The sequence below is a fragment of the Brevundimonas bullata genome (genome assembly GCF_014207965.1).
Taxonomy (GTDB): domain Bacteria; phylum Pseudomonadota; class Alphaproteobacteria; order Caulobacterales; family Caulobacteraceae; genus Brevundimonas; species Brevundimonas bullata_A.
This window is the reverse complement of record NZ_JACHLM010000001.1, coordinates 218,197-241,908: the sequence shown is the minus strand read 5'-3', so window position 1 is coordinate 241,908 and position 23,712 is coordinate 218,197. Positions and strand designations below refer to the sequence as shown.

Sequence of the window (23,712 nt, the reverse complement as noted above, 5' to 3'; positions counted from 1 at the left end):
AGGGAGAAAGTACGCCCCCGTCTGACGCAGCGCCCTGCTAGCTTCTCTTGATCCGCGCCGCCGATTTCAGACTATTCAGACGAATTGGACTCTGTTTTTTCCTCGCCAGAGTCTGAACCAGGAGTTCTCCATGCGTCACATGTTCTTCGCCTCGGCCGCCGTTCTGGCCTTCGCCGCCGCCAACTCCGCCAAGGCAGAGGAGGGCATGTGGACCTACGACAACTTCCCCATCGCCCGCGCCAACCAGACCCTGGGCACGAACATCGACCAGGCCTGGCTGGACAAGGTCCGCCTGTCGTCGGTCAAGTTCGGCGGCTGCTCGGCGGGCGTCATCTCGGGCGAAGGCCTGGTGATGACCAACAATCACTGCGTCGCCACCTGCGTCGCCAACCTGTCCACGCCGCAACTGCAGTACGCCGAGACCGGCTTCACGCCCAAGAGCCGCGAGGAGGAGCTGAAATGCCCCGGCGGTTCGGCCGAGATTCTGACCGACATCTCCGACGTGACCGAGCGCGTGCAGAAGGCGGGCGAGGGTCTGGACGGCCAGGCCTTCACCCAGGCGCGCGAGGCCGAGGCCGGCCGCATCGAAACCGAGAACTGCGGCGATGATCCCAAGATCCGCTGCCAGGTCGTCAGCCTGTATCGCGGCGGCCAGTTCAAGCTCTACAAGTTCCGCAAATACTCCGACGTGCGTCTGGCCTGGGCGCCGGAAGACCGCGCCGCGACCTTCGGCGGCGACCTCGACAACTTCTCCTTCCCGCGCTTCGCCATCGATGCGGCCTTCATCCGCCTCTATGAGGACGGCAAGCCCGCCCTGACGCCGACCCACTTCACCTGGAACCCGAACAAGCCGACCGAGGGCGAGCCGGTCTTCGTCACCGGCAACCCCGGCTCGACCCAGCGCCTGCTGACCCAGTCGCAGCTGATGACCATCCGCGACGTGGTCCTGCCGATGGACCAGCTGATCGCCTCAGAACTGCGCGGCCGCCTGATCCGCTACTCGGAAGAGGGCGAGGAACAGGCCTTCATCGCCATGGACCCCATCGTCGGCGTCGAGAACACCTACAAGCGCGGTCGCGGCCGCATGGCGGCCCTGATCGACCCGGCCTTCATGGCCGCCAAGGCTGAGGCCGAGGCGGACTTCCGCGCCCGTGCGGCGGGCGGAGCGACTGATCCGTGGGCGACGCTGGACGGGGTTCAACCTCTGGCCCGCGAGCTCTACGCCCCCATGACCCTGCTGGAAGGCGGCACCGGCATGGGCACGACCTCGGTCGCGGGCGGCTCGCCCCTGTTCCAGTGGGCGCGGGCCATCGTGCGCGGCGCCCAGGAGCGCGCCAAGCCGTCCGATCAGCGTCTGGGCGAGTTCGCCGACAGCCGTCTGCCGGGCGTCCAGTCGGGCCTGTTCGCCGAGCGCCCGACCTACCCGGAACTGGAGCAGATTCGTCTGGAGTGGTGGCTGTCCAAGACCCGCGAATGGCTGACCGTCGACAGCCCCTATGTCCGCACCCTGCTGGGCAAGGAAAGCCCCGAGGCCCTGTCGGCCCGCCTGATCACCGGCACCAAGCTGGCTGACCCGGCCGTGCGCCGCGCCCTGTGGGAAGGCGGTCTGCCGGCCGTCCAGGCCTCGACCGATCCGCTGATCCAGTACGTCCTGGCCATCGACGCCGACGCCCGCGCCGTGCGCGCCGACTGGGACAACAAGGTCAAGGCGCCGACCGACCGCGCTTCGGAACAACTGGCCGCCGCCCGCTTCGCCGCCTATGGCGACGCCGTCTATCCCGACGCCACCGGCACGCTCCGCCTGACCTATGGCCGCGTCGAAGGCACGGACGTTCCGGGCCAGCGCATCGGCGCCTTCACCACCTTCGCCGGCCTGTGGGACCGCGCGACGGGCGCTGAGCCCTTCAACGTCGCGCCCAAGCTGCTGGCCGCCAAGGACCGCATCGACCCCAATGCGGTGATGAACATGGCCGTCTCGTCCGACACCATCGGCGGCTCGTCGGGCTCGCCCGCCGTCAACGCCAAGGGCGAGATCATCGGCGCCAACTTCGACTCCACCGTCCTGACCCAGCGCAACGCTTACGGCTATGACCGCAACGTCAACCGCAGCGTCATCGTCACCACCCAGGCCGTGACCACGGCCCTGCGCGACGTCTACGGCATGGATCACCTGATCGAGGAACTCGGGGTCAAATGACCGCGACGACCTTCCGTCCCGCCGCGTCTTCGGACGTGGCGGGGCTGCACCGCCTGGTCGAAAGCGCCTATCGCGGCGACGCTGCCCGGGCCGGCTGGACCCATGAGGCCGATCTGCTGGGCGGCCAGCGCACCGACGAGGCCGAACTGCTCGACATCCTCGCCGACGCCCGCCGGGTCATCCTGCTGGCCGAGGTCGATGGGGCTCTGACCGGCTGCGTCCAGGTGGCGGATCAGGGCGAAGGTCTGGCCTATCTCGGCCTGCTGACCGTCGACCCGACCCATCAGGCCGGCGGTCTGGGCCGGCTGCTGATCGAGGCCGCCGAGGCCGAAGCCCGCAGCCGCTTCGCCGCGACCCGCATGGAGATGACCGTCATCCGCCAGCGCGTCGAGCTGATCGCCTGGTACGAACGCCGCGGCTATCGCCTGACCGGCGAAACCCGCCCCTTCCCGCTGGACGACGAACGCTTCGGCCTGCCGCAGACGCGGGAGCTGGAGTTCGTGGTCATGGACAAGGCGCTCTGACGTCCTTCTCCCCTTGTGGGAGAAGGTGGGCGCCGAAAGGCGCTCGGATGAGGGGTGTCAGCGCGACCTCATGAAAAAGGGGTGCCGGCGGCCAGCCTGACATCTCAGACCGCGGCGCCGACACCCCTCATCCGGCCCTATCGGGCCACCTTCTCCCTCAAGGGAAGAAGGAGAAACTCAGAGATCCCGCATCTGCTTCTGGGCGGCGTTGAAATACTGCCAGCCGGTCCACAGGGTGATGAGGGCCGCCAGCCAGATCAGGGTGTCGGCGAACAGCTGGAAGTGGGGCAGGTAGTCGAAAGGCAGGCCCCAGCCGTCCCAGTTGCGGGCGAACAGCTGGCAGCCCAGGGCCACCATCTGCAGGGTGGTCTTCCACTTGGCGGCCAGGGTGACAGGCAGGGTGATGCGCCCGGCCATGGTCTCGCGCAGGGCCGAGACCGCGAACTCGCGGAACAGGATCAGGCCGCAGGGGATGATGATCTGCTGCACCGACCCGCTTGTCAGAACGCCCAGGATGGCGCCCGTGACCAGGATCTTGTCGGCGATGGGGTCCAGGATGGCGCCCCAGCGCGTCTCGGCGTTCCAGCGCCTTGCCAGATAGCCGTCGATCCAGTCCGTCGAGGCGGCGATGACGAAGATCCAGAAGCCCGTCCGGTACATGGCGAACTGATCGTCAGGGCTCAGCATGGCCGAGACGAAGGGGAAGCCGCTGGTGGCGCCGGCCAGCAGCAGGAACATGACCACGCCCGCCGCCAGACGAATGCCGGTCAGGATGTTCGGGATCGGGTTGGCTTTGTGGGCAGAAGTCATCATCACGTCCATTGCAACGCCTGAGGGTGTGGCACGGTTCGCCACAAGAGGCGAGGGCGGCGACTTGTCCCGCTTAGCCCAGTCGTTCGAACCGCTTGGCGCCGGTCAGCTTGGACAGGATGCCGTCGGCGATGCCGAAGTGCAGGCCGCTGAGCACCAGATCGCCCGCCGCCTCGCGCGCGGCGATCCAGGGGAAGGTGCGCAGGTTGTCGATCGACAGGCGCACCACGGCTTCCTCGGCGGCCCGCTCGACCTGATCGGCAGGAAACTCCTCGACCACGCGGCGCACCGTCGGCGCGCCCTGCGCGACCCAGGGGGCGACGAAGTCCTGGCAGTTTGACGGCGAGCCGTTCAGCATGGCGTTCACGCCGCCGCAGTAGGCGTGACCCATGACGACGATGCGCTTGACCTGCAGCACGTTGACGCCGAACTCCAGCGCCGCCGAGACGCCGTGCAGCTTGCCGTCGGGCTCATAGGGCGGAACCAGGTTGGCGACGTTGCGCACCACGAACAACTCGCCCGGCGCTGTGTCGAAGATCAGGGCCGGATCGGCGCGGCTGTCGGAACAGGCCACGACCAGGGTGTGCGGCTTCTGGCCATGGACCAGGGCTTCATACTCGGCATGTTCCGTCGGCCAGCGGTTCTGGCGGAAGCGGTGATAGCCTTCGGTCAGTTCGTCGCGTTCATCGGTCATGGGCGCTTCCTAAACCGGCTTCAGCTCTTGCGGAAGAAGGCATGAATACGTTCCGCCAGCGCCTGGTTGACGCCGGGGACCTTGATCAGGTCCGCCACCCCGGCGCGCGACACGCCCTTGGCCGAGCCGAAGGCGTGCAGCATGGCCTTTTTGCGGGCGGGGCCGACGCCCTCAATCTCGTCCAGCGGGTTCTTCTTGATGTCCATGGAGCGGCGCTGGGCGTGGGCGCCGTTGGCGAAGCGGTGGGCCTCGTCGCGCAGCCGCTGAATGTAATAGAGGGCCGGGCTCTTCAGCGGCAGCATGAAGGGCGGCTTGCCGGGCATGAAGAAATGCTCCTTGCCCGCGTCCCGATCCGGCCCCTTGGCCACGCCGACGGCGGTGATGTCGTCCACGCCCAGGTCAGCCAGCACCGCCAGCACCTCGGCCAGTTGCCCGGCCCCGCCGTCGATCAGCAGCAGGTCCGGGCGCTCGACGGCCTCGCCGGCCTCCTCGTCCTTGACCATCTTGCCGAAGCGCCGGCGCATGACCTCGCGCATCATGCCGTAGTCGTCGCCGGGGGTCAGATCGTCGCCGCGGATGTTGAACTTGCGGTACTGGTTCTTGCGGAAGCCCTCGGGCCCGGCGACGATCATGCCGCCGACCGCATTGGTCCCCTGGATATGGGCGTTGTCATAGACCTCGATCCGCTCGGGGCGGGCGTCCAGACCGAAGGCCTCGCAGACCTCGTCCAGAATCTTCGACGTGGCGGAGTTCTCGGCCATCTTGCGGCCCAGGGCCTCGCGGGCGTTGGTCAGGGCGTGATCGACCAGGCTGAGCTTGCCGCCGCGCAAGGGCTTGGCGATCTCCACCTTGTGTTCGGCCTTCATCGAGAAGGCGGCTTCCAGCAGCTCCAGCTCGTGCGGGCGGACGTTGGACAGGATCAGGCGCGGGATCGGCTTGTCCTCGTAGAACTGGCCGAGGAAGGCGGCGAGGATTTCGGGGTCGCTGTCGGTCTTGTCCACGCGGGGGAAATAGGCCCGACCGCCCCAGTTCTGGCCCGCGCGATAGAAGAAGACCTGGACGCAGGCCTGACCGCCCTCGGCGTGCAGGGCGAAGACGTCGGCCTCGGCCACGCCGTCGGCGTTGACGCTGTTCTGCATGGAAATTGCCGACAGGGCGCGGATGCGGTCGCGCACGCGGGCGGCGGTCTCGAAATCCATGTCGTCGGACGCCGTCTGCATTTCCTGCGACAGGCGGCCGATCACCGCCCGCGACTTGCCGCGCAGGAAGGCCTCCGCCTCGTTCACCAGTTCTGAATAGTCCTCAAGCGAGATCAGGCCGGTGCAGGGAGCCGAGCAGCGCTTGATCTGATGCAGCATGCAGGGCCGCGTGCGGGTCTCGTAAACGCTGTCCGAGCACGAGCGCAGCAGGAAGGCCTTCTGCAAGGTGTTCAAGGTGTGGTTGACCGCCCAGGTCGAGGCGAAGGGGCCGAAGTAGTCGCCGGGAATGGTGTGGGCGCCGCGATGCTTGCGCACCTGGGGCGCGCGGTGGTCGCGCCGGATCATCAACTCGGCGAAGGACTTGTCGTCGCGCATCAGAACGTTGAAGCGCGGCTTCAGCTTCTTGATGAAGTTCGACTCGAGCAGCAGGGCCTCGGTCTCCGAGGCCGTGACCACCAGCTCCATCGACCGGGTCAGCGACACCATCAGGCCGATGCGCTGGGTGTGGAACCGCCCTTGCGCATACTGGATGATGCGCTTCTTCAGGGACTTGGCCTTGCCGACATAGAGGCAGGTCCCGTCCTCGCCGTACATGCGATAGACGCCGGGCTTGTCGGGCGCACGGCGCGCCTCGTCGGCGATCAGCTCTGCGGCTTGTAACGGCAGCGGGGCGCCGGCGGCGGCGTCCGGAATGTCGGGGGTCTCGTCGGTCATCGGCGGGGATATAGGCTCAGGACCGACGAACCAGAACCACGCCGCCGATCACCAGGGCGACCCCGGCGATGCGGCCCAGGCTCAGCGGCTGTTTCTCGACGCCCAGAGCGCCGAAGTGGTCCAGCACCAGGCTGAGCAGCAACTGGCCGGCGATCATCAGGGTGATGGTGGTCGCGACCCCGAGGCGCGGCACGCCCCAGGCGGCGGAAATGACGAAGGCGCAGCCGTAGAAGCCGCCCATCCACGCCCACCAGGGCAGGGCCTTCATCGCGCCGACGTCAGGTCGCGTCTGCAAGGCCAGGGCCAGACAGCCCAGCGCCACGGTGCCCACCGCGAAGGAGATGAAGGCGGCGTTCACCGGAGACCCGACCGCCGTGACCAGCCGGGCGTTGGTCGGACCCTGCAAGGCCGTGGCGGCGCCCGCCATCAGCAGGGTCAGAAAGACAAGAATGGGAACCTGCATGCGGGGTCTCTACCAGTTCGGATCGGCGGGCGCGCCGCCGAAGATCTCGGCCAGGCGGTCGCGGGTGGCGCGGGTCGTATCTTCGGGCAGGGCGTCGAGGGCGAACCAGCCGATCTCGGCGATCTCGCCGTGGCTGGTGCGCTCGGTCAGGTCGAAGGCGTCGATGGAGAAGACCAGGACGTGATCGCCGGGAAAGAAGCGCTCGTTGGAATGGACCGAGATCAGGCGCGGCTCGGTCCTGGCGATCAGCCCCGCCTCCTCGCGCAGTTCGCGGACCACGGCGGCCTGGGTCGTCTCGCCCTTGTCCACGCCGCCGCCCGGCAGCCACCAGCCGCGTAGATAGGTGTGCTTGACCAGCAGCACCCGACCCTCGCCGTCGACCGCCAGCCCGCGCACGCCCAGGGTCATGCCCCGCCGCATCCGCGAGACGGCGAAGAAGACAGGCCGGGTGAAGGGCTCGATTCGGGTGCGCCAGGTGGTCATGGGGTGAGAGTGTCATGCTTTGGATTGTGCGCCGAGCCTGCCCATGATCTTGTTCAGTCATGGAGCGTCAGCAGGAAACTAGCGGGTCATCATCCAGCGATGCGCCGGTCCATGGCCGTGTGCACCTGATAAGGATGAGGCTCGCCATCGGAATTCTGGCCGCCGTGTTCGGGTTTGCCGGCGTGGCTGCGTTTCGGGAAGACGGCTTCACCATCGGGTTGGTGATCAAAGCGGTTCTGGCCATAGGTCTGCTCGGGCTCATGGAGCTTGCAGTTCGCGGACTTGAGCGACTGGGACGGTGGATGAAGCTCTGATCTCCGGCTTGAACCCAGCGTCGCGCCCCTCTATGCGAAGCTTTGAACAGGAGCCTTCCCATGCTGGCCATCGCCATCATCTTCACCTTCATCGCCGTCATCGCCGCCGTGAACTTCTTCGAGTTCGGCCGGGTTGACTGAATCCGCTGCCGGCACGGGCGGGTTCGACTGGCGTCACGCCGGGGACCATGTCCGTGTCCTGTTGTCGGACGTGGCGGTCGATGTGCGCATCGGCCTGCACCCGTGGGAGCGGCACCCCGAGCGCCCCACGCGGCTGATCGTCAATGTCGAGATGTTCGCCGCCTGGCCTTTGGCCGAATCTGGGCCGGAGGGCGACTTCATTGATTACGACCGGGTGCGCGATCACATCAACGGCTGGCGCGGGCGTGAACATGTCGAGTTGCTGGAAACCCTGGTCGAGGAGCTGATCGGCGTCTGCTTCGCCCTGCCGCCGGTCGAGGCCTGCCGGGTGCGGATCACCAAGCCGGACATCTTCCCTGAGGCTGCGGGCGCGGGCGTGGAAATCTTCCGCCGCAGGCCGGGCTGAATGGGCGACCCCTTGAACAAGGTGGTGCTGATCACCGGGGCCGCGCGGCGCGTCGGCGCCGGGATCGCGCGGGCTTTGGCCGAGGCGGGCTGGGACGTGGCCGTCCATCATCGCGGCGGGGCGGACGAGGCGGCGGCCCTGGTCGCCGAGCTGAGCGCCAAGGGCGTGCAGGCCGCGGCCTTTGCGGCGGACCTCAATGAGCCGAGCGAGCGTGACGTCCTGATCGACCGCGTCGTCGGTCATTTCGGGCGCATCGACGCCCTGATCAACAACGCCTCCCTGTTCCGCTATGATACCTTGCAGACCCTGACGGAGGCGTCGTGGGCCGAGCATCTGGCTTCAAACCTGACCGCGCCGGTCTTCCTGATCCGCGACTTCGCCCGGGCGATCGAGGCGGCGGACGGGCAGGGGGTGGTGGTCAATATTCTGGATCACAAGGTAGATAGTCCGAACCCCGACTTCTTCGCCTATACGGCCGGCAAGGTCGGGCTGGCGGGACTGACGCGGACCCTGGCCATGGGGCTGGCGCCCCGCATCCGGCTGTGCGGCGTCTCGCCCGGCCTGATCCTGCGCAGCGGCGAGCAGACCGAGGCCGAGTATGAAGCCGCGTGGCGCGATACGCCCCTGGGACGCGGCTCCTCGCTGGACGACGTGGCCCGCACCGTGCGCTTCATCCTCGAGACGCCCAGTCTGACCGGCCAGAACCTGACCATCGACGGGGGCGAGACCTTGATCGGGCGGGGGCGGGACGTGGCCTTTGACGGTATCCCTGTTCCCTGACCCCGCCTTTACTTCGCCGTCGTCAGGGTGTTGATGCGCGAACCCTTCGCGGCGCCTATATGGGGCGACTGCGTTTTCGGAACCCTTGCCCCTGATGCCTGCCGTCCAGTTCACCCGCCGCTTCTCGATGGCGCACCGGCTGATCGCCGATGCGGGGTCCAAGTGCGCCGTGCCGCACGGCCACAATGAGTTCGTCAAGGTGACGCTGGAGCCGACGGCCGAGATCGCCTTTGGCCAGTCCAACCACGCCGCCTCGTTCGAAAACCTGAAGCGGCGCTGGCACGGCTTTGTCGACCGCAGCCTGGACCATGCCTTCCAGCTGAACCGCGCCGACCCTCTGCTGGACTGGTTCCAGACGCATGAGCCGCAGCGGCTGAACCAGGTCCTGACCATCGACGGCGATCCGACGACCGAGGCCCTGGTCATCGCGCTGTGGCGCAAGTTGGAGGCCATCCTCAAGGCCGAGGGCCTGCCCTTCCGGCTGGCCGAACTGGCCATCGAGGAGACGCCGACCAATACCGTGTTGACGCGCGGTCTTACCGAGGCCGAGCGGGCCTGGGTGCTGGGCGGCTGGTGCGACCGGGCCGATTTCAGCATCAATGACCTTCTGCCGCCGGAGACCTGGTCGTGAGCGCCGTCGTCACGCCTTTCACCGCGTCCGAGCCGCGCCGTCTGGGCTTGACCGTGCTGGTGCGCGGTCTGGAGGTGCAGGCCGCCATCGGGGTTCACGCCCACGAGCACGGTCGCTTGCAGCCCCTGTTCGTGGACGTCGAGCTGGACCTGGGCGCCGCCCCGATCCGCACCCTGTCCGACACCCTGGACTATGAGGGCGTGGCCCGCATCGCTCGCGATCTGGCGGCCGGCGAGCACATCGCCTTGGTCGAGACCTTCGCCGAGCGGGTGGCCCTGGCCTGCCTGAACGATCCGCGTGTCCTGGCGGTCAAGGTGCGGGTCGAAAAGCCCGGCGCCATTCCCGGCGCGGCGGCCGCGGGCTGCGAAGTCGCCTATTCGCGCTGAGGCCGGTTGCGCGGGGCCGTTCGTCCCGCCATTGTCCCGCCTCGTTCAAGAGGTTCCGATGGTCCATTCCGGCGATTACAGCAGCAACAGCGCGGCCTCGTCCGACCAGGCCAGCGACCTGACCAGCCTCTATGTCGGCTATGCCCTGATCCTGTTCGCCGTGCCGACCTTCGGCGTGGCGGCGGCGATCGGCCTGCTGCGGGTCTGGCGCAAGCCGCCGCCCGCGGAGCCCGTGGCGCGCAGCCACTTCATCTTTCAGCAGCGGACCCTGATGGCCGCCGTGGCCGCCATCGTCGGCGGGGTGGTGCTGATCCTGATCAACGTCGGCGTCTTCGTCCTGTTCGTCATGGCGGTGTGGACCATCGTGCGCGGCGCCCTGGGTCTGAAAGACCTGCTGGAAGGCCGCGCCATCCGCCATCCCCTTCGTCTCTTTTACTAAAGGCCCGTCATGACCGATCAGAACCTTGAGGCGCGCGGCAACGGCCGAGACGGGGCCGTTCTGGCCTGGATCCTCTATATTCTGTCGATCCCCAGCGCCAACCTGTTGGTGCTGGCGGGGCTGGTCGTGGCCTACGCCTGCCGGGGCTCGGCGACCGGGCTGGCGGCCCAGCATATCGAGGCGCAGATCAAGCTGTTCTGGTCGGTCTTCTGGATCACCATCGTTCTGTGGGGCCTGATCGCGGTCAGCGCCGTGGCCTCGGTCTTCCTGATCGGCATTCCCTTCCTGCTGCTGTTCGGACTTCTTTTGCTGCTGGTGTCGATCTGGTTCACGGTGAAAAGCGTTCTGGGTCTGCTGGCCCTGCTGAACGATCGGCCGGCCTGATTTCAGGAGCCTCCATGCCCGCCTTCCGCGACCAGCCCGCCGACCGCCGCTTCCAGCAGGAGTTCGCCGACGCGGACGGGAACGAGCATCCCGTCTGGGCCGAGTACGCCATCCGCGGCCACGCCCGGGTCATCCTGCACGTCGAAGCCCATCCGGCCCTGCGCGGAACGGGGGCGGCGGGGAGGTTCATGCAGGCGATGGCCGAGCACGCCCGCGCCGAGAAGCTGACCCTGGTCCCGCACTGCAGCTATGCGGTGGCGTGGCTGAAGCGGCATCCGGAGTTCTCCGACATCGTCGGCTGACGTCGAAGCGTCATCCCGGAAGCGGCGCAGCCGCTATCCGGGACCGCAAGAAGTGCTGACGGCGGCGTCCTGGGCGGTCCCGGCTCTGCGCTTCGCTTCGGCCGGGATGACGATGAAGGAAGGACGCTTATGCGCTCAAGCAGCGAGGCTCCGCGAGCCGCGCGATAGCGCCCTTGGTCTGCGCTCAAGCAGCGAGCGACCGCGTCGCTCACGTTAGCGCCCTTCAGGCCATCATGGATGGCTCTTGGCGATGATGGCCTTCATGGTCTCGGCCTTGACCGGCAGGTCCTGGCCCAGGCGATGGGCCAGTTCGCGGGCGCCGACGGGGTAGGCGTCGCCGCCCTCGGCGATCTCCTTGGCCATGTCGGCGGCTTTCAGCAGAACCTCCTCCAGCGCCTCGACCTGCTCGAGCGCCAGGGCGCGCGCTTCGGCTTGCAGGCGCTTGACGCGCTCGGCGGTGGTTTCTGGCGCACGCATCAGGTCATAGACCTCGGCCTCGGGGGAGGTGACCACCCGCAGGTTGGGACGGTCGTCGGATTCTGGACTGTTCGATTTCGACATGATGCACCCTTCGACACGACAATGCCGCAATTTCCTCGCCGTTCCCTTATTCATCTGAGGGAGACGCGGAGTTTTGCGCCCCTGTGGCGCCCAAGCCTCAGGCCTCGGGGGCGGTCGCGCAAAAGATCGGCTTAGCGCCCGATCCCCTACCGCCCCTTCCTGAACGCCTCTGCCTTCTCGGCAGCCGCTTCCGCGCGCCAGCGTTTGGGGGCTGACTTGTCGACGTCTTCGCCGGCGCCGGTGAGGGCTTCGTTGGCGAATTCGAGGTCGAGGAGCTTCATCTTCTTGATCTCGTCGCGCAGGCGGGCGGCTTCTTCGAACTCGAGGTTGGCGGCGGCCTCGCGCATCTTGCCTTCCATGTCCTTGAGGGCGGCCTGGAAGTTGGAGCCGAGGAAGGGCTTGGCTTCTTCGGCGACGCCGGGGCGGGTCAGCTTGTCGAGGTCGCGCGACTCGTAGGGGCTGTCGAGGATGTCCTTGATGTCGCGCTTGACGCTCTCGGGGGTGATGCCGTGTTCGAGGTTGTAGGCCTGCTGCTTCTCGCGGCGGCGGTTGGTCTCGGCGATGGCGCGCTCCATCGAGCCGGTCATGCGGTCGGCGTAGAGGATGACGCGGCCGTCGACGTTACGGGCGGCGCGGCCGATGGTCTGGATCAGGGCGGTTTCGGAGCGCAGGAAGCCCTCCTTGTCCGCGTCGAGGATGGCGACCAGGCCGCACTCGGGGATGTCGAGGCCCTCGCGCAGCAGGTTGATGCCGATCAGGACGTCGAAGGCGCCCAGGCGCAGATCGCGCAGAATCTCGATGCGCTCAAGCGTGTCGACGTCGGAGTGCATGTAGCGGACCCGCACCCCCTGTTCGTGCATGTATTCGGTCAGATCCTCGGCCATCTTCTTGGTCAGGGTGGTGACCAGGGAGCGGTAGCCCGCGCGGGTGACGGCCTTGACCTCGTCGATGACGTCGTCGACCTGGTTGCGGGTGGCGCCGGAGACGGGGCGGATCTCGACCGGCGGGTCGATCAGGCCGGTGGGGCGGATGACCTGCTCGACGAAGACGCCGCCGGTGCGCTCCATCTCCCACGGGCCGGGGGTGGCGGAGACGAAGACCGACTGGGGCCGCATGGCGTCCCATTCGTCGAACTTGAGCGGGCGGTTGTCGATGCAGGAAGGCAGGCGGAAGCCGTACTCGGCCAGGGTCGACTTGCGGCGGTAGTCGCCCCGGAACATGCCGTTGATCTGGCCCACAGTGACGTGGCTCTCGTCCACGAACAGCAGGGCGTTGTCGGGGATGTATTCGAAGAAGGTGGGCGGCGGCTCGCCCGGCGCGCGGCCGGTCAGCCAGCGGCTGTAGTTCTCGATGCCGGCGCAGGCGCCGGTGGCCTCCATCATCTCCAGGTCGAAACGGACGCGCTGTTCGAGGCGCTGGGCCTCCAGCAGCTTGCCGTTCTCGGTCATCCAGTCGAGCGTCTCCTTCAGCTCGGCCTTGATGCCCATGATGGCCTGGTTCAGCGACGGGCGCGGGGTGACGTAGTGGCTCGCGGCATAGACGGTGACTTCCTCCAGGTCGGCGGTCTTCTTGCCGGTCAGGGGGTCGAACTCCTGGATGGATTCCAGCTCGTCGCCGAACAGCTGGATGCGCCAGGCACGGTCCTCCATGTGGACGGGGAAGATCTCCAGCACGTCGCCGCGCTTGCGGAACATGCCGCGCTCGAAGTTCAGGTCGTTGCGCTTGTACTGCAGGGCGATGAGGTCGGCGCGCAGCTTGGCCTCGTCGATCTGGTCGCCGACCTTCAGCGAGAAGGTCATGGCGGTATAGGTCTCGACCGAGCCGATGCCGTAGATGCAGGAAACCGAGGCGACCACGATGACGTCGTCGCGCTCCAGGATCGCGCGGGTGGCCGAGTGGCGCATCCGGTCGATCTGCTCGTTAATCGACGAGTCCTTCTCGATGTAGGTGTCGGTGCGCGGGACGTAGGCCTCGGGCTGGTAGTAGTCGTAGTAGCTGACGAAATACTCGACCGCATTGTCGGGGAAGAAGGCCTTGAACTCGGAATAGAGCTGGGCCGCCAGCGTCTTGTTGTGGGCCAGGATCAGGGCCGGGCGCTGGGTCTGTTCAATGACCTTGGCCATGGTGAAGGTCTTGCCCGAGCCGGTGACGCCCAGCAGGACCTGGTCGCGCTCGCCCGCATCGGCCATGGCCGACAGTTCGGCGATGGCGGCGGGCTGGTCCCCGGCGGGAGTGTATTTGGTCTCCAGCCGGAAGCGGCCGCCCTTCTTCTTGCCCTCGCGCGAGGGGCGGTGCGGGACCCAGTCGCCTGGGGCGGCGGGCGGCTCCTCCGGCGTCAGGCGCGGGCCGGTGACGGGAGCGAACATGGGGGCGGCCTTGTTCCCCCGGCCGCGCGGCGCGTCCTGAAGGAAGGGCGCGGCCATCTCCTGCATGCCTGCGCTTTGGCCGGGCACATGAACGGGCTTGGGCGACGGTGTCGAGGGAGAACGAGCCATGAACGTCAAGGTAGTGCGCGCGGGCCGAGGACGCCATAGGCGGCGCGTCGGGGCGTGGCTTGTTCGCGCGCAATCCACCGGTTTGCGGCTTGTGCGGGCCGGGGCGTGCGGCCAAGGTCCGCCCCATGAGTATGCTTCGCGACGTCTTCATCACCGGGACCGGCGCCGTCCTGCCCGGCGAGCGGGTCGGCAACGACCGGATGGAGGACGTCATCGGCCGCATCGGCGGGCGGGCGTCGGCCGTCGGGCGGCGCGCCCTGCGCTGGAACGGGATCGAGGGGCGGCACTACGCCCTGAATGCGGACGGCGAGCCGTTGCACTCCAACGCCTCCATGTGCGCCGAGGCGGTGCGGGCGGCGCTGGACGAGGCGGGCTTGAGCCTGGGCGATCTGCAGCATCTGGGCGCGGCGGCGACGCAGGGGGACTATCTGGTCCCCGGCCACGCCAGCGCGGTTCACGCCGAACTGGGCGCCGGGCCTCTGGAGGCGTTCAGCTATCAGTCGGTCTGCGCCAGCGCCCTGATGGCGGCCAAGGGCGCGTGGCTGAGCGTGCGCGCGGGCGAAGCGGAGGTCGCCGCCGCCTGTGCAGGCGAGTTCTCGTCGCGCTGGTTCCGGCCCGCCTTCTATGAGGGCACGGCCCTGGTGGACGAGAAGGGCCGAGCGCGGATCGAGGCGGACTTCCTGCGCTTCACCCTGTCGGACGGGGCGGGCGCCGTGGTGATGGAGCCGAGGCCGAAGCCCGACGGCCTGAGCCTGAAGGTCGAATGGATCGACATGACCTCGCTGGCCGGGCGCTTCGATCCCTGCATGTGGGCCGGATCAACGCCCGAAGCGCGCGCCGACATGACCAGCGCCTGGAGCCACGCAGGCCCTGTGGCCGCCCATGCGGCGGGGGCGGTGGCCCTGTTGCAGGACTTCGACCTGCTGAAGATCGTCATTCGCGCCTGGATCGGGGTCTGGCTGGAGAAGGTGGACGCCGGAAGGATCGTGCCGGATCAGGTCGACCACCTGCTGTGCCACTACTCGGCGCGGTCGCTGCGTCAGGAGATCGTCGGCCTGCTGGAAAGCACGGCCGCCATGATCCCGGAGGAGAAGTGGTTCACGACCCTGGCCGACAGCGGCAATGTCGGCTCGGCCTCGATCTGGGTCATGCTGGACGCCTTCATGGCGTCGGGACGCGGAAGGCGCGGAGACAAGGTGCTGTGCATCGTGCCCGAGAGCGGGCGGGCGATGATCGGCTTCATGATGCTGGAGATCGTGTGATGGCGGAACGCGAAGCCGAGGCGGCCGTGGCCGATTGCTTGAGGAAGCTGGCGGTCGTCTTCGCCGATTTCGAGCAGCGGCTGGAGGCGACGCCCCTGATCCGCAAGCTGACGCGGGGGCGGTTCGAGATCGGGGACTACCACGCCTTCCTGATCAACCTGCGCCAGCAGGTGAAGGACGGAGCGCTGTGGATGAGCCGGGCGGCGTCGAACATCGGCGAGGATCATCTGGAACTGCGTTCGACCCTGATGCGCCACGCGGTGACCGAGCATCGCGATTTCCGCCTTCTGGAGGCCGACTTCGTCGCCTCGGGCGGGCTGCTGTCAGACATCCAGTCGGCGCCGAAGAACGTGGGGTCCGAGGCCCTGTCGGCCTGGATGTTCCATGAGGCTTCCAAGCCCGATCCCTTCGGCCTGCTGGGCGCCATGTTCATCATCGAGGGGCTGGGCTCGATCAAGGCACGGCCGTGGGGCCTGAAGGTGCAGGAGCGGCTGGCCCTGCCCGACGAGGCGGTGCGCTTCCTGCTCTATCACGGCGACAACGACGCCGAGCACATGAAGGAGTTCGAGGAGATGCTGGGCATGGTCCTGCCCGATCCCTTCGTCGCCGAACGCATCGTCGTCACGGCCAGGGTGACGGCCCGCCTCTACGCCCTGCAGATCGAGGAGATCGCGGCGTGAGATATTTCAAACCGCATGAGGATCCGTTCGACCCGGCGCGGTTCGATCCCAAGGATCCCGATCCGTGGATGGCGCTTTATCTGGACCACAGCCTGCCGATCGATGACGGAGCCAAACGCGACCTGCTGCTGGGCGCCCGTTCCCGATCGCGGCGCTGGCTGTTCCCGGTGGCGCGGCCTCTGGTCTTCCTGTTCTTCTGCCTGGTGAAGGTGCTGCGGGTCATTTCGCCCAAGCATCCGAACCTGAACGGCCTGCTGCACAAAACCATCCACTGGGGGCTGCGGACCTTCGCCACGCCCGAGGCCAATCGGGTGATCCTGCGCCACTTCCATGTCGGGTCCGAGCTGACCGCCTTCGTGCGCGAGAACGCCGGCGTGGGCGACAAGGTGACCAAGTGGCCGCTGACGCCGACGCGGCTGAAGGACATCGAGCCGGACCTGTTCCTCCAGCACGACCTGAACATCTTCAACTTCGTCATCGAGCTGAACACGGTGCTGCGCGCCGAGGGGCGCGAACTGACGCCGCCCGAGCGCATCGACTTCTCCATGATCTCGGACGAATTCCCGCCGTTCGAGGAGTTTCCGCGCCGCTGGCACAACTTCGTCGACGTGCAGACGGCGGTGGAGTTCTACACCCCCATCTACGCCCTGATGCTGCCGAGGGACGACTTCGTGCGGGCGTCCAGTTCGCTGCAGCTGGACGAGGTGATGGCCATCTACATCGCCCGCATCCTGGGCACGAGCTACCACATGGCCTTCGTCAAGAACGGCCATCCGCTGGTGGCCCTGTCGACGCTGCAGGCGGGCTATCGCCTGATGATGCACGGGTTGGATTCGGAGGCCATGCACGGCTGGCTGCGGGTGATGAAGGGGCGTCAGGCGGCGGGTCTGCCGCTGGATCCCGCCAATTCGGGCACGCCGCATTAGGCCGCGCGGCGACGCCGATTTCCTCTGGCGCGTTTCACGGGCGCTGCTAGCGTCGCCGTTATGAAAACGGCGCGTTCCTTTCTGACCTCCCTCAGCACCCTGGTGCTGCTGTCGCTTGTGCTGGGCCTTGTCGCCGGGGCGGCGGCGCAGAAGTGGGGTCTGCCGGGCGGCCACGCCACGGCGGACTTCATCCAGGCCCTGGGCCAGCTGTGGCTCAACGCCTTGAGGATGACGATCATTCCCCTGGTGTTCAGTCTGCTGGTGACGGGCATCGCCTCGATTGCGGACGCGGCGCGGACCGGGCGGCTGGCGATGCGGGCCGTGGCCTGGTTCGGGGGCCTGATCGTCTTCGCCACGATTTACGCCGTGGGGGCGGCCTATGGCCTGCACGCCCTGTGGCCGATCGACCCGGAAGGCGCGCGTCTGCTGCTGGCCATCAAGCCCGAGGGGGCCGAGGGCCTGGGCGCCGGCGCGCCCTTCAGCGAGTTCCTGAAAACCATCGCCCCGGCCAACCCGATCCGCGCGGCGGCCGAGGACGCCATCCTGGGCATGGTGGTCTTCGCCGTCTTCTTCGGTTTCGCGGCCTCGGGCCTGCCCGACCGGCTGCGCGTGCCGCTGATCACCTTCTTCGAGGCGGTCGGCGAGACCATGATCACCATCGTCCGCTGGGTGTTGCTGGCGGCGCCGCTGGGGGTCTTCGCCCTGTCGATCGGGGTGGGGCTGATGGCCGGAGCCAGCGCGGCCGGCGTGCTGCTGCACTATGTGGCCCTGATCTCCATCGCCTGCATCGGCATCGGCCTGATCTTCTATCCGCTGGCGGTCATCTTCGGCCGGGTCAGCCTGGGGCGCTTCGCCCGCGCCGCGGCCCCGGCCCAGGTGGTGGCCTTCTCGACCCAGTCGTCGCTGGCCAGCCTGCCGGTCATGGTCGAGCGGTCGGTGGACATGCTGGGGGTCAAGCGGGCCACGGCGGGCCTGGTCCTGCCGCTGGCGGTGGCGGTGTTCCGCATCACCAGCCCGGTGGCCAACCTGGGCGTGGCCATCTACTGCGCCCACCTGTTCGGCATCGAGCCTTCGGCGGGCCAGGTGTTCGCCGCCATGCTGACGGCGGTGCTGATCTCGATCGGCACCGTGGGGCTGCCGGGTCAGGCCAGCTTCTTCGCCTCCATCGCCCCCATCTGCATCGCCATGGGGGTGCCGCTGGAGATGCTGCCCCTGCTGCTGGCGGTCGAGGTCATCCCCGACATCTTCCGCACCCTGGGCAATGTCACCGCCGACATGGCGGTGACGCGGATGGTGCAGGGCGGCGAGGCCGTCGAGGCCGACTGAGGGTGGCGGCTCAGGCCCGGATCAGGCGCCGCCGCTGTAGCTGGAAGGCGGCGCCGCCGGCCAGCGACACGCCCAGCAGGATCAGGGCCCATTCCGACATCGTGGGAATCGCCGCCAGCGGCTGAACCAGGGCCAGCGTCAGGGTGCTGTCCTTCTGGATGTTGTAGTCGGACAGCGTGCGCGCGTCGTCGAGTTGCTTGCCGCCATAGATCAGGTGGATGCTCTCGGGGGGAATGCCCTCCTTGTCCTGAATCTTGGCCTTCACGTTTTCAATCGAGTCGCTGCCTTCGACATCGAGCGTGATCGTCTTGCCGGTCAGGGTCACGACGAAGATCTGCATCGCGAAGGCGGGAGAGGCGAGGCCCAGGCTGAGGAAGAGCGCGATCAGCAGAGGGGTGAGTTTGCGCACTTTGAATTCCTTTGACGCCGACGTCAGGCCAGCGTTTCGCCGCGCCTGCTATCGCAGTCCGAGCTTGGCGTCACGTTGAATTGACGCATGAAATCAAGCGGCCCCATGTCTCGTGTGCGGCGAGGGGCAGGGGATAATGACCGCCGGTTGACCAAGTTCCGCCATCAAGGCCAAGCTTCCTTGCTGCAGGGGCCTCGGAGGGAAGACATCATGAGCAAGAGACTGGCGGGCGCGTTCGCCGCCCTGGCGATGGTTTGCGGCGCTTCAACCTCCGCGCTGGCCGAGCAGGCGGCGACCATCGAGGCGCGCAGCGCGCCCGGCGGCGTGATCGTGACCTGGCGGCTGGCCGAACCGACCACGCGGGTCGCCTTTCTGTCCGAGAGCGTCATCCGCGACCTGTGGACGGTGACGACGCCGGGCCTGACGCTGAAGGACGGCGGGGTAGAGGGCGCCGAACCCTTCGACCGTTTCGAGATCCGGATCGCGCCCGACGCCGCCGAGGTGGACCGTACCTACATGGGGCTGGCCCGCGTGGGGACGGGCCACGTCCTCTATGGGCCGGGGTTGGAACTTCAGGGCATGGACGCGGTGCTGACCGCTCGGCCGGTCGCGGGCGAGGCGACCCTGCCGACGACCGATGCGGTCAAGGGCTATGTCTATCTGGGACCGAAGGAGGTGGTGATGCGCCGCGACGGCGCGGCGGTCGTGACCAGCGCCTCGGCGCCGGCCTTCCTGGCGACGACGATGCGCGACGGCTTCTTTGCGGCGCAGGCCTTCTATGGTGCGCGGCTGGGGCGCAATCTGCCCTATGAGCCCACCCTGATCGTCACCACCGATAGTCCGGGGCCGAATCCTTTTCGCGGCGACGTCACCGACACGGGCGTCATCTCGACGCGCTTCCACGGTTCGTCCTGGAATGCGCCGCCGCCCGAGGTAGCGGGGCAGCTGTCGACGTTCGTCTGGCACGAGACGTTTCACCTGTGGAACGGCCATGGCGTGACGACCGTGGACGGCGACACGGCGCCCTGGCTGCACGAGGGCGGAGCCGAATATGGCGCAGTGGTCGCCGCCGTGTCGACCGGCGTGATCGACGAAACTGAGGGGCGTACGTCCTTGGCCCAGCGGTTGAACGGGTGCCGCAAGGCCTTGGGGAACGCCGACTATGACCCCCGTCGATTGCGATCCGGCTCTGCCATCTACAACTGCGGCGTCGTGGTGCAGTGGATCGCCGATCTGGAGACGCGGCAGACGTCGGGCGGAACGCGGGACGTGTTCGACCTGTGGAAGGTCATGCTGGACGCGGGGCGGGCGAGCGAAGGCTATGGCGTCACCGACTTCCGCGCCCTGCTGCAAGCGGACAGCGCGGTCGGCGTGCTGATGGACGGTCCGGGTGCGGCGCGCTGGAGCGGGATCGAGGCCCGGTTGATGGCGCTGGGCGTGACCTTGGAGGATCGACCCGGTCCGAGCGACTATCGCCTGGCGGCCCTGTTCCACCTGAACGATGAGAACTGCGCAGGCGGCGGCGCAGGCTTCTACAGCGTCGAGCAAGGCATCAAGCTGGATAGCGGAGACAAGTGCGGGCCGCTGTCGGGCGACCCGCTGCTGGCGTCGGTCGAGGGGCATGATCCGGCCAGCGAGGCGACCGCCATGTTCTTCGCGGTTCAAGCGCGCTGCGCGGCCTCGCTGCCGGTGCGCTATCGCACCCAGGACGGCCGGCTGATCGAGGCGAAGTGCGGCAAGCCCCTGGTCGCGCCGAAAGCCTGGGCCGTCACCGCTGCACCGCCGCTGGCGACGCGGGCGTCGTGATCCGGGCGAAGCGGTAACGCGTCAGCGACCTGTCGACGAAGGCCCAGGGCAGCAGCCCCATCTGACGCCGCTCTGACCATAGGTCGAGAATCAGGGCCTCGGGCGTGGCGGACAGGACGCCCACGTGATGGTTGGCCGTGTAGCTTTCGTATTGGGTGTGCACGCTGTGGGTTGTGATCCACAGCCGGTCGCGGGCGCAGCCGTTGGCGCGCGATAGCAGGTCGGCGGTGTAGGGTGGCTCGTTCGGCTGCGGATCGGGTGCGCCATTCAGCAGAGGCAGACGGCCCTCGGCGGCGCCGCCCTGATCGTCGGCGGTCTCGATCCGCCAGGCGCTGTCTTTCAGCGACATAGCGACCTTGGTCGGAGCTCCGTCGCGCCAAAGATCCGGCGACTGCGACAAGTCGCGCACGGCCAGAGGCCGGGCCAGCAAGGCGTTCAGGTCGGGCTCTGCGGTCGACTTGCCCCGGCGGCTGAGTATCTCACCTTGTGACTGATAGACGCCGCTCAGGTCGGGACACTGGGCCAGATCGGACGGCGTGTTTCTGACCGGCAGGCCGCCGACCGTGGTCGTGCAGGCGCCGAGCATCAGGCCAGCGAGGGAGAGGGCGGCGAGGCGGATCATCATGCTGAACCCTAGCCGTCGCCGCCCGGCTTGAACATCGACCCTAGCGATCCTCGCCGTTGCCGCCCGAGGCGTGGGCGGGGCCGCGGAAGACGGCGTTGAGGAACAGCGGCTTCAGGCCCTCCAGGAAGGCGCGCATGGTCACGTCCTGGGTGAAGGCGACGACCTGGCCGCGGCCCAGTTCGGTGGCCATGGCGACGGGTTTGTAGGCCAGCTGGCGGCGGTTCTCGGCCCAGAGCTGGCCCGAGGCGAGGACGCTGTCGGGCCCGGCCAGACGCACCACATTGGTCCCCTGCTCGCGGGTCAGGGGCGTGTAGATGTCAGAGCCGCGCACCATGACGCTGAGCTCGCGCGCCACGCCGGCGCCCAGCCAGTGCTCCTGATCCACGACGGCGTGGGCCAGGACCCCGGCCACGGAATCGGGCGAGCCGCGGTGGTTGGTGCGGTCCAGATAGTCGGCCTCGGAGGGGATCTCGACGCCGGGGACGGTGGCGCCCGAGGCGGTTTCCTTCTTGTCGCCCTCCGGGGCGACGGCGGTCTCGCGGCGGCTGTCCAGCAGCTTGGCGTCGGGATCGGTCAACAGACGGCTGGCCGAGCCGACGCCGATCAGGACGCCGCCCGACTGGACCCAGGCGCGCAAGGCGGCGACGCCGCTCGCGCCCAAGGTCTTCTCGTAGTCGCCGCCCGAGGGCAGGATCAGCACCTGATAGCGCGACAGGTCCGCCGAGCCGAGGCGACGGGTGCGCACCGCCGTGACCGGCCAGCCGTACTCGCGTTCCAGAATATGGCGGATCGACCCGGCGGACTCAGGATCGGTTGGGTCGTCCCAGGCCATGGCGACGCGCGGGGCCTTGAGGGCCGTCGCCTGATCCGAGCCGACGCTGGGGCCGCTGGACACCCATGAGCTGGCCAGGGCCGTGACCTCGGCCCCGCTGTCGGCGGCGATGCGGCGGACGCGCTCGTCGAGGTCGGCGGGCGCCCCGGCGCGCGGCACGATGAAGGCCCCGCCCGCATAGGCCTTGCCGTCCAGGGTGAAGGGGGCTTCGATCGAGCGGACCGGCAGCTTTTCCTTGAGGGCGGCGGTCAGGAAGCGCATTCCCGCCGTGCCGGGGTTGATCGCATAGCCATAGGTCGTGTCCGACCCCGCGATGGCGACGGGGCGGATCAGTTCGGGGCCGACGGCCGTGGTCTGGACCGAGGGCGCGCCCGCGCATTTCTGGGTCGGGACGTTGAACAGCAGGGGCATGGACCAGCCGGTCAGGTCATAGATCTCGTCGCCCAGGCCCCGGGCGCGGCGGGCCTCCTGTTCGGCCAGGAATTTCGGGTCCAGCGGCACGTCCCTGGCCAGCAGGGTCTCGGCCATGCGGCGCTGAGGCTGGGACAGGTTCACCACATAGTCGCCGGGGCGATAGGTCTGGCCGCAGGCTGAGAAGGACGCCGTCGCGCGGCCCACCTCGATGCCCGAGCGCACCAGCAGGCCCGCCAGCTTGTCGGCGGCGGCGGGGTCGGCGGCGGCGGAGCGCGAGAGGACATAGGCGCCGCGACCGCCCGCGACGCCGTCGCGATGGAAGGCGTAGAAGTCGCTCAGCAGCTTTTCGCGGTCGCGGGCGGCGGTCTCGATGGTCGACAGACTGGCGGTCAGGTGGCCCTTGACCGTGTCGGCGTAGGTGATGATCTCGCCCGAGCGGCGCCGCGCCATCAGGCCGCGCGCCGAGCCCTGCTCATAGGTCATGGAGACGGCGCCGAAATAGGCGGGCCAGCCGTCGCCGTAGCCGGGATAGAAGGCGTCGAAGGTCTCGCGCGTGAAATAGTCCAGCCCGGCCTGGTCGAAGCGGGCGCCGTTGTTGCGGCCGAAGCGTTCGCGAGCGTCGAGGATCGGAGGGAAGATCCACGGGTTGAGCGGCTGGGCCTCGGGCGGGAAGAAGAAGCTGGAATCCGTGCCCATCTCGTGGGAATCCACCACCACCTGGGGACGCCAGTCGCGGATCAGGGCGGCGTGGCCCTGGGTTTCCGGCTGGGACTGGATGAACCAGTCGCGGTTCAGATCGAACAGGTTGTGGTTGAACCGCCCGGACGGCCAGGGCTCGGAGCGTTCCGCCGACAGGGGGTCGGGGTTGGGCTGGGCGCCCAGGCCCGCCTCGAAGCCGTCGATGAAGCGGTCGCGCCCGTCGGGGTTCTGGGTCGGCACGAAAACGACCACGGCGTTCTGCATCCAGCCCTGCGCCTCGGCGTCGGCGGGGTCCATCAGGCGCCGCGCGGCGGCCATGGCGGCGTCGGCGGGGCTGATCTCGTTGCCATGCACCGAATAGGCCATCCAGACGATTACCGGGGTCTCGTTGATGAGGGCGCGGGCCTGTTCCGGCGAGGTGCGACGCGGATCGCCCAGGGCGCGCGTGGCGGCCTTGATCTGATCCAGCCGGGCGATGTTGGCGGGCGAGCCCACGGCGGCCCAGAACAGGGGGCGGCCTTCCCAGGTCGTGGCGTAATCGCCCATGACCATGCGGTCGGGGCCCGAGGCGCGCAGGGCCTCGAAATAGCGGCGCACCTCGGCCGGCCGGGTGATGCGCGTGCCCGGCGCGTGGCCGAGGACGGCGTCCTGGGTCGGGGGGCTCTGCTGGGCCAGGACCGGCGTGGAGGCGGCGGCCAGAACCAGGCTGAGCGCCAGCAACGGACGCGCGACGATACGACGACGTGACATGGAAACTTCCCCCTACTGGCCGCCAGCTTAGCCGCCGTTTCGCGGGGAAGGGAAGGCGGG

The 23,712-nt window shown here is 68.2% G+C and carries 25 protein-coding genes; 15 read left to right on the top strand and 10 right to left on the bottom strand.

All coding sequences use genetic code 11. The features are described from left to right. The first annotated feature begins 130 nt into the window (after positions 1–130). Both HNP51_RS01185 and HNP51_RS01180 read left to right on the top strand, forming a co-directional pair. Complete coding sequence (locus HNP51_RS01185; RefSeq protein WP_184266089.1) at positions 131–2,197, top strand: S46 family peptidase; 2,067 nt, start codon at positions 131–133, stop codon at positions 2,195–2,197. Continuing rightward, the gene (locus HNP51_RS01180) at positions 2,194–2,721 is read left to right on the top strand and encodes a GNAT family N-acetyltransferase (RefSeq protein ID WP_184266086.1); all 528 of its coding nucleotides are present in this window, start codon (positions 2,194–2,196) and stop codon (positions 2,719–2,721) included. Before HNP51_RS01185 ends, HNP51_RS01180 begins: the two co-directional genes overlap by 4 nt. Positions 2,722–2,898: 177 nt before the next feature. On the opposite strand, the gene pgsA is transcribed toward HNP51_RS01180, so the two are convergent. The 5 genes from pgsA to HNP51_RS01155 all read right to left on the bottom strand — a co-directional run bounded on the left by pgsA (position 2,899) and on the right by HNP51_RS01155 (position 7,084). After that, positions 2,899–3,531: a CDP-diacylglycerol--glycerol-3-phosphate 3-phosphatidyltransferase gene (pgsA, locus tag HNP51_RS01175; RefSeq protein ID WP_184266083.1), complete on the bottom strand. Its 633-nt coding sequence runs from the start codon at positions 3,529–3,531 to the stop codon at positions 2,899–2,901. A gap of 73 nt (positions 3,532–3,604) precedes the next feature. After that, a complete protein-coding gene (locus HNP51_RS01170; RefSeq protein ID WP_184266080.1) occupies positions 3,605–4,225 on the bottom strand; it encodes a carbonic anhydrase in 621 nt (206 codons plus the stop codon). A gap of 20 nt (positions 4,226–4,245) precedes the next feature. Continuing rightward, complete coding sequence (uvrC, locus tag HNP51_RS01165; RefSeq protein WP_184266077.1) at positions 4,246–6,138, bottom strand: excinuclease ABC subunit UvrC; 1,893 nt, start codon at positions 6,136–6,138, stop codon at positions 4,246–4,248. 16 nt (positions 6,139–6,154) lie between these two features. Then, positions 6,155–6,601 carry a DMT family transporter gene (locus tag HNP51_RS01160; protein ID WP_184266074.1) on the bottom strand — a complete coding sequence of 149 codons (447 nt, stop codon included), beginning with the start codon at positions 6,599–6,601 and terminating at the stop codon, positions 6,155–6,157. A gap of 9 nt (positions 6,602–6,610) precedes the next feature. Beyond that, positions 6,611–7,084, bottom strand: coding sequence for an NUDIX domain-containing protein (locus tag HNP51_RS01155; RefSeq protein ID WP_184266071.1), 474 nt, complete (start codon positions 7,082–7,084; stop codon positions 6,611–6,613). Positions 7,085–7,143: 59 nt separating this feature from the next. On the opposite strand from HNP51_RS01155, the gene HNP51_RS01150 reads away from it, so the two are divergent. From HNP51_RS01150 to HNP51_RS01115, 8 genes are all read left to right on the top strand, one after another. Next, positions 7,144–7,398 (top strand): hypothetical protein, encoded by a 255-nt coding sequence (locus HNP51_RS01150; protein ID WP_184266068.1) that lies wholly within the window; start codon positions 7,144–7,146, stop codon positions 7,396–7,398. A 133-nt stretch (positions 7,399–7,531) separates the two neighbouring features. Then, entirely contained in the window at positions 7,532–7,945 is a 414-nt protein-coding gene (locus HNP51_RS01145; protein WP_184266065.1) for a dihydroneopterin aldolase, read from the top strand. Beyond that, positions 7,946–8,725 (top strand): SDR family oxidoreductase, encoded by a 780-nt coding sequence (locus tag HNP51_RS01140; protein WP_184266062.1) that lies wholly within the window; start codon positions 7,946–7,948, stop codon positions 8,723–8,725. Between the two features lie 94 nt (positions 8,726–8,819). Continuing rightward, positions 8,820–9,356, top strand: coding sequence for a 6-carboxytetrahydropterin synthase (locus HNP51_RS01135; RefSeq protein WP_184267506.1), 537 nt, complete (start codon positions 8,820–8,822; stop codon positions 9,354–9,356). Then, positions 9,353–9,742 carry a dihydroneopterin aldolase gene (folB, locus tag HNP51_RS01130; RefSeq protein ID WP_184266058.1) on the top strand — a complete coding sequence of 130 codons (390 nt, stop codon included), beginning with the start codon at positions 9,353–9,355 and terminating at the stop codon, positions 9,740–9,742. The genes HNP51_RS01135 and folB overlap by 4 nt, the downstream gene beginning before the upstream one ends. A 58-nt stretch (positions 9,743–9,800) precedes the next feature. Beyond that, positions 9,801–10,181 (top strand): serine/threonine protein kinase, encoded by a 381-nt coding sequence (locus HNP51_RS01125; protein WP_184266055.1) that lies wholly within the window; start codon positions 9,801–9,803, stop codon positions 10,179–10,181. A gap of 9 nt (positions 10,182–10,190) precedes the next feature. Next, a complete protein-coding gene (locus tag HNP51_RS01120; protein ID WP_184266052.1) occupies positions 10,191–10,565 on the top strand; it encodes a hypothetical protein in 375 nt (124 codons plus the stop codon). A gap of 14 nt (positions 10,566–10,579) precedes the next feature. Beyond that, positions 10,580–10,867, top strand: a complete 288-nt coding sequence (locus HNP51_RS01115) for a GNAT family N-acetyltransferase (protein ID WP_184266049.1) — start codon at positions 10,580–10,582, stop codon at positions 10,865–10,867. Between the two features lie 231 nt (positions 10,868–11,098). Here HNP51_RS01115 and HNP51_RS01110 read toward each other — a convergent pair whose 3' ends face one another. Both HNP51_RS01110 and uvrB read right to left on the bottom strand, forming a co-directional pair. Further along, entirely contained in the window at positions 11,099–11,428 is a 330-nt protein-coding gene (locus HNP51_RS01110) for a hypothetical protein (RefSeq protein WP_184266046.1), read from the bottom strand. 146 nt (positions 11,429–11,574) lie between these two features. Then, on the bottom strand, positions 11,575–13,923 hold the full coding sequence (gene uvrB, locus HNP51_RS01105) for an excinuclease ABC subunit UvrB (RefSeq protein WP_184266043.1): 2,349 nt from the start codon (positions 13,921–13,923) through the stop codon (positions 11,575–11,577). Positions 13,924–14,048: 125 nt separating this feature from the next. Between uvrB and HNP51_RS01100 the strand changes: the two genes are divergently transcribed. The 4 genes from HNP51_RS01100 to HNP51_RS01085 are packed head-to-tail and all read left to right on the top strand — an operon-like array spanning position 14,049 to position 18,117. Further along, the gene (locus HNP51_RS01100) at positions 14,049–15,185 is read left to right on the top strand and encodes a beta-ketoacyl-ACP synthase III (protein ID WP_184266040.1); all 1,137 of its coding nucleotides are present in this window, start codon (positions 14,049–14,051) and stop codon (positions 15,183–15,185) included. Continuing rightward, positions 15,125–15,865, top strand: coding sequence for an iron-containing redox enzyme family protein (locus tag HNP51_RS01095; RefSeq protein ID WP_184266037.1), 741 nt, complete (start codon positions 15,125–15,127; stop codon positions 15,863–15,865). The genes HNP51_RS01100 and HNP51_RS01095 overlap by 61 nt, the downstream gene beginning before the upstream one ends. Then, positions 15,862–16,791, top strand: a complete 930-nt coding sequence (locus tag HNP51_RS01090; protein ID WP_184266033.1) for a DUF6999 family protein — start codon at positions 15,862–15,864, stop codon at positions 16,789–16,791. The genes HNP51_RS01095 and HNP51_RS01090 overlap by 4 nt, the downstream gene beginning before the upstream one ends. Before the next feature lie 60 nt (positions 16,792–16,851). Further along, entirely contained in the window at positions 16,852–18,117 is a 1,266-nt protein-coding gene (locus HNP51_RS01085; RefSeq protein WP_184266030.1) for a dicarboxylate/amino acid:cation symporter, read from the top strand. Between the two features lie 10 nt (positions 18,118–18,127). On the opposite strand, the gene HNP51_RS01080 is transcribed toward HNP51_RS01085, so the two are convergent. After that, complete coding sequence (locus tag HNP51_RS01080) at positions 18,128–18,526, bottom strand: IPTL-CTERM sorting domain-containing protein (protein ID WP_221415688.1); 399 nt, start codon at positions 18,524–18,526, stop codon at positions 18,128–18,130. Positions 18,527–18,736: 210 nt separating this feature from the next. Between HNP51_RS01080 and HNP51_RS01075 the strand changes: the two genes are divergently transcribed. After that, positions 18,737–20,332 carry a hypothetical protein gene (locus HNP51_RS01075; protein WP_184266027.1) on the top strand — a complete coding sequence of 532 codons (1,596 nt, stop codon included), beginning with the start codon at positions 18,737–18,739 and terminating at the stop codon, positions 20,330–20,332. Here HNP51_RS01075 and HNP51_RS01070 read toward each other — a convergent pair. Further along, the gene (locus HNP51_RS01070; RefSeq protein WP_184266024.1) at positions 20,295–20,957 is read right to left on the bottom strand and encodes a hypothetical protein; all 663 of its coding nucleotides are present in this window, start codon (positions 20,955–20,957) and stop codon (positions 20,295–20,297) included. The genes HNP51_RS01075 and HNP51_RS01070 overlap by 38 nt on opposite strands. Positions 20,958–20,997: 40 nt before the next feature. After that, entirely contained in the window at positions 20,998–23,652 is a 2,655-nt protein-coding gene (locus HNP51_RS01065; protein ID WP_184266021.1) for a M14 family metallopeptidase, read from the bottom strand. Positions 23,653–23,712 lie beyond the last annotated feature (60 nt).

Excerpts from the sequence above, each read along its gene's own strand:
- HNP51_RS01185 (WP_184266089.1), top strand. The coding sequence starts at position 131 with ATGCGTCACATGTTCTTCGCCTCGGCCGCCGTTCTGGCCTTCGCCGCC.
- HNP51_RS01180 (WP_184266086.1), top strand. The coding sequence starts at position 2,194 with ATGACCGCGACGACCTTCCGTCCCGCCGCGTCTTCGGACGTGGCGGGG.
- pgsA (WP_184266083.1), bottom strand. The coding sequence starts at position 3,531 with ATGACTTCTGCCCACAAAGCCAACCCGATCCCGAACATCCTGACCGGC.
- HNP51_RS01170 (WP_184266080.1), bottom strand. The coding sequence starts at position 4,225 with ATGACCGATGAACGCGACGAACTGACCGAAGGCTATCACCGCTTCCGC.
- uvrC (WP_184266077.1), bottom strand. The coding sequence starts at position 6,138 with ATGACCGACGAGACCCCCGACATTCCGGACGCCGCCGCCGGCGCCCCG.
- HNP51_RS01160 (WP_184266074.1), bottom strand. The coding sequence starts at position 6,601 with ATGCAGGTTCCCATTCTTGTCTTTCTGACCCTGCTGATGGCGGGCGCC.
- HNP51_RS01155 (WP_184266071.1), bottom strand. The coding sequence starts at position 7,084 with ATGACCACCTGGCGCACCCGAATCGAGCCCTTCACCCGGCCTGTCTTC.
- HNP51_RS01150 (WP_184266068.1), top strand. The coding sequence starts at position 7,144 with ATGGAGCGTCAGCAGGAAACTAGCGGGTCATCATCCAGCGATGCGCCG.
- HNP51_RS01140 (WP_184266062.1), top strand. The coding sequence starts at position 7,946 with ATGGGCGACCCCTTGAACAAGGTGGTGCTGATCACCGGGGCCGCGCGG.
- HNP51_RS01135 (WP_184267506.1), top strand. The coding sequence starts at position 8,820 with ATGCCTGCCGTCCAGTTCACCCGCCGCTTCTCGATGGCGCACCGGCTG.
- HNP51_RS01125 (WP_184266055.1), top strand. The coding sequence starts at position 9,801 with ATGGTCCATTCCGGCGATTACAGCAGCAACAGCGCGGCCTCGTCCGAC.
- HNP51_RS01120 (WP_184266052.1), top strand. The coding sequence starts at position 10,191 with ATGACCGATCAGAACCTTGAGGCGCGCGGCAACGGCCGAGACGGGGCC.
- HNP51_RS01115 (WP_184266049.1), top strand. The coding sequence starts at position 10,580 with ATGCCCGCCTTCCGCGACCAGCCCGCCGACCGCCGCTTCCAGCAGGAG.
- HNP51_RS01110 (WP_184266046.1), bottom strand. The coding sequence starts at position 11,428 with ATGTCGAAATCGAACAGTCCAGAATCCGACGACCGTCCCAACCTGCGG.
- uvrB (WP_184266043.1), bottom strand. The coding sequence starts at position 13,923 with ATGGCTCGTTCTCCCTCGACACCGTCGCCCAAGCCCGTTCATGTGCCC.
- HNP51_RS01100 (WP_184266040.1), top strand. The coding sequence starts at position 14,049 with ATGAGTATGCTTCGCGACGTCTTCATCACCGGGACCGGCGCCGTCCTG.
- HNP51_RS01085 (WP_184266030.1), top strand. The coding sequence starts at position 16,852 with ATGAAAACGGCGCGTTCCTTTCTGACCTCCCTCAGCACCCTGGTGCTG.
- HNP51_RS01075 (WP_184266027.1), top strand. The coding sequence starts at position 18,737 with ATGAGCAAGAGACTGGCGGGCGCGTTCGCCGCCCTGGCGATGGTTTGC.
- HNP51_RS01070 (WP_184266024.1), bottom strand. The coding sequence starts at position 20,957 with ATGATGATCCGCCTCGCCGCCCTCTCCCTCGCTGGCCTGATGCTCGGC.
- HNP51_RS01065 (WP_184266021.1), bottom strand. The coding sequence starts at position 23,652 with ATGTCACGTCGTCGTATCGTCGCGCGTCCGTTGCTGGCGCTCAGCCTG.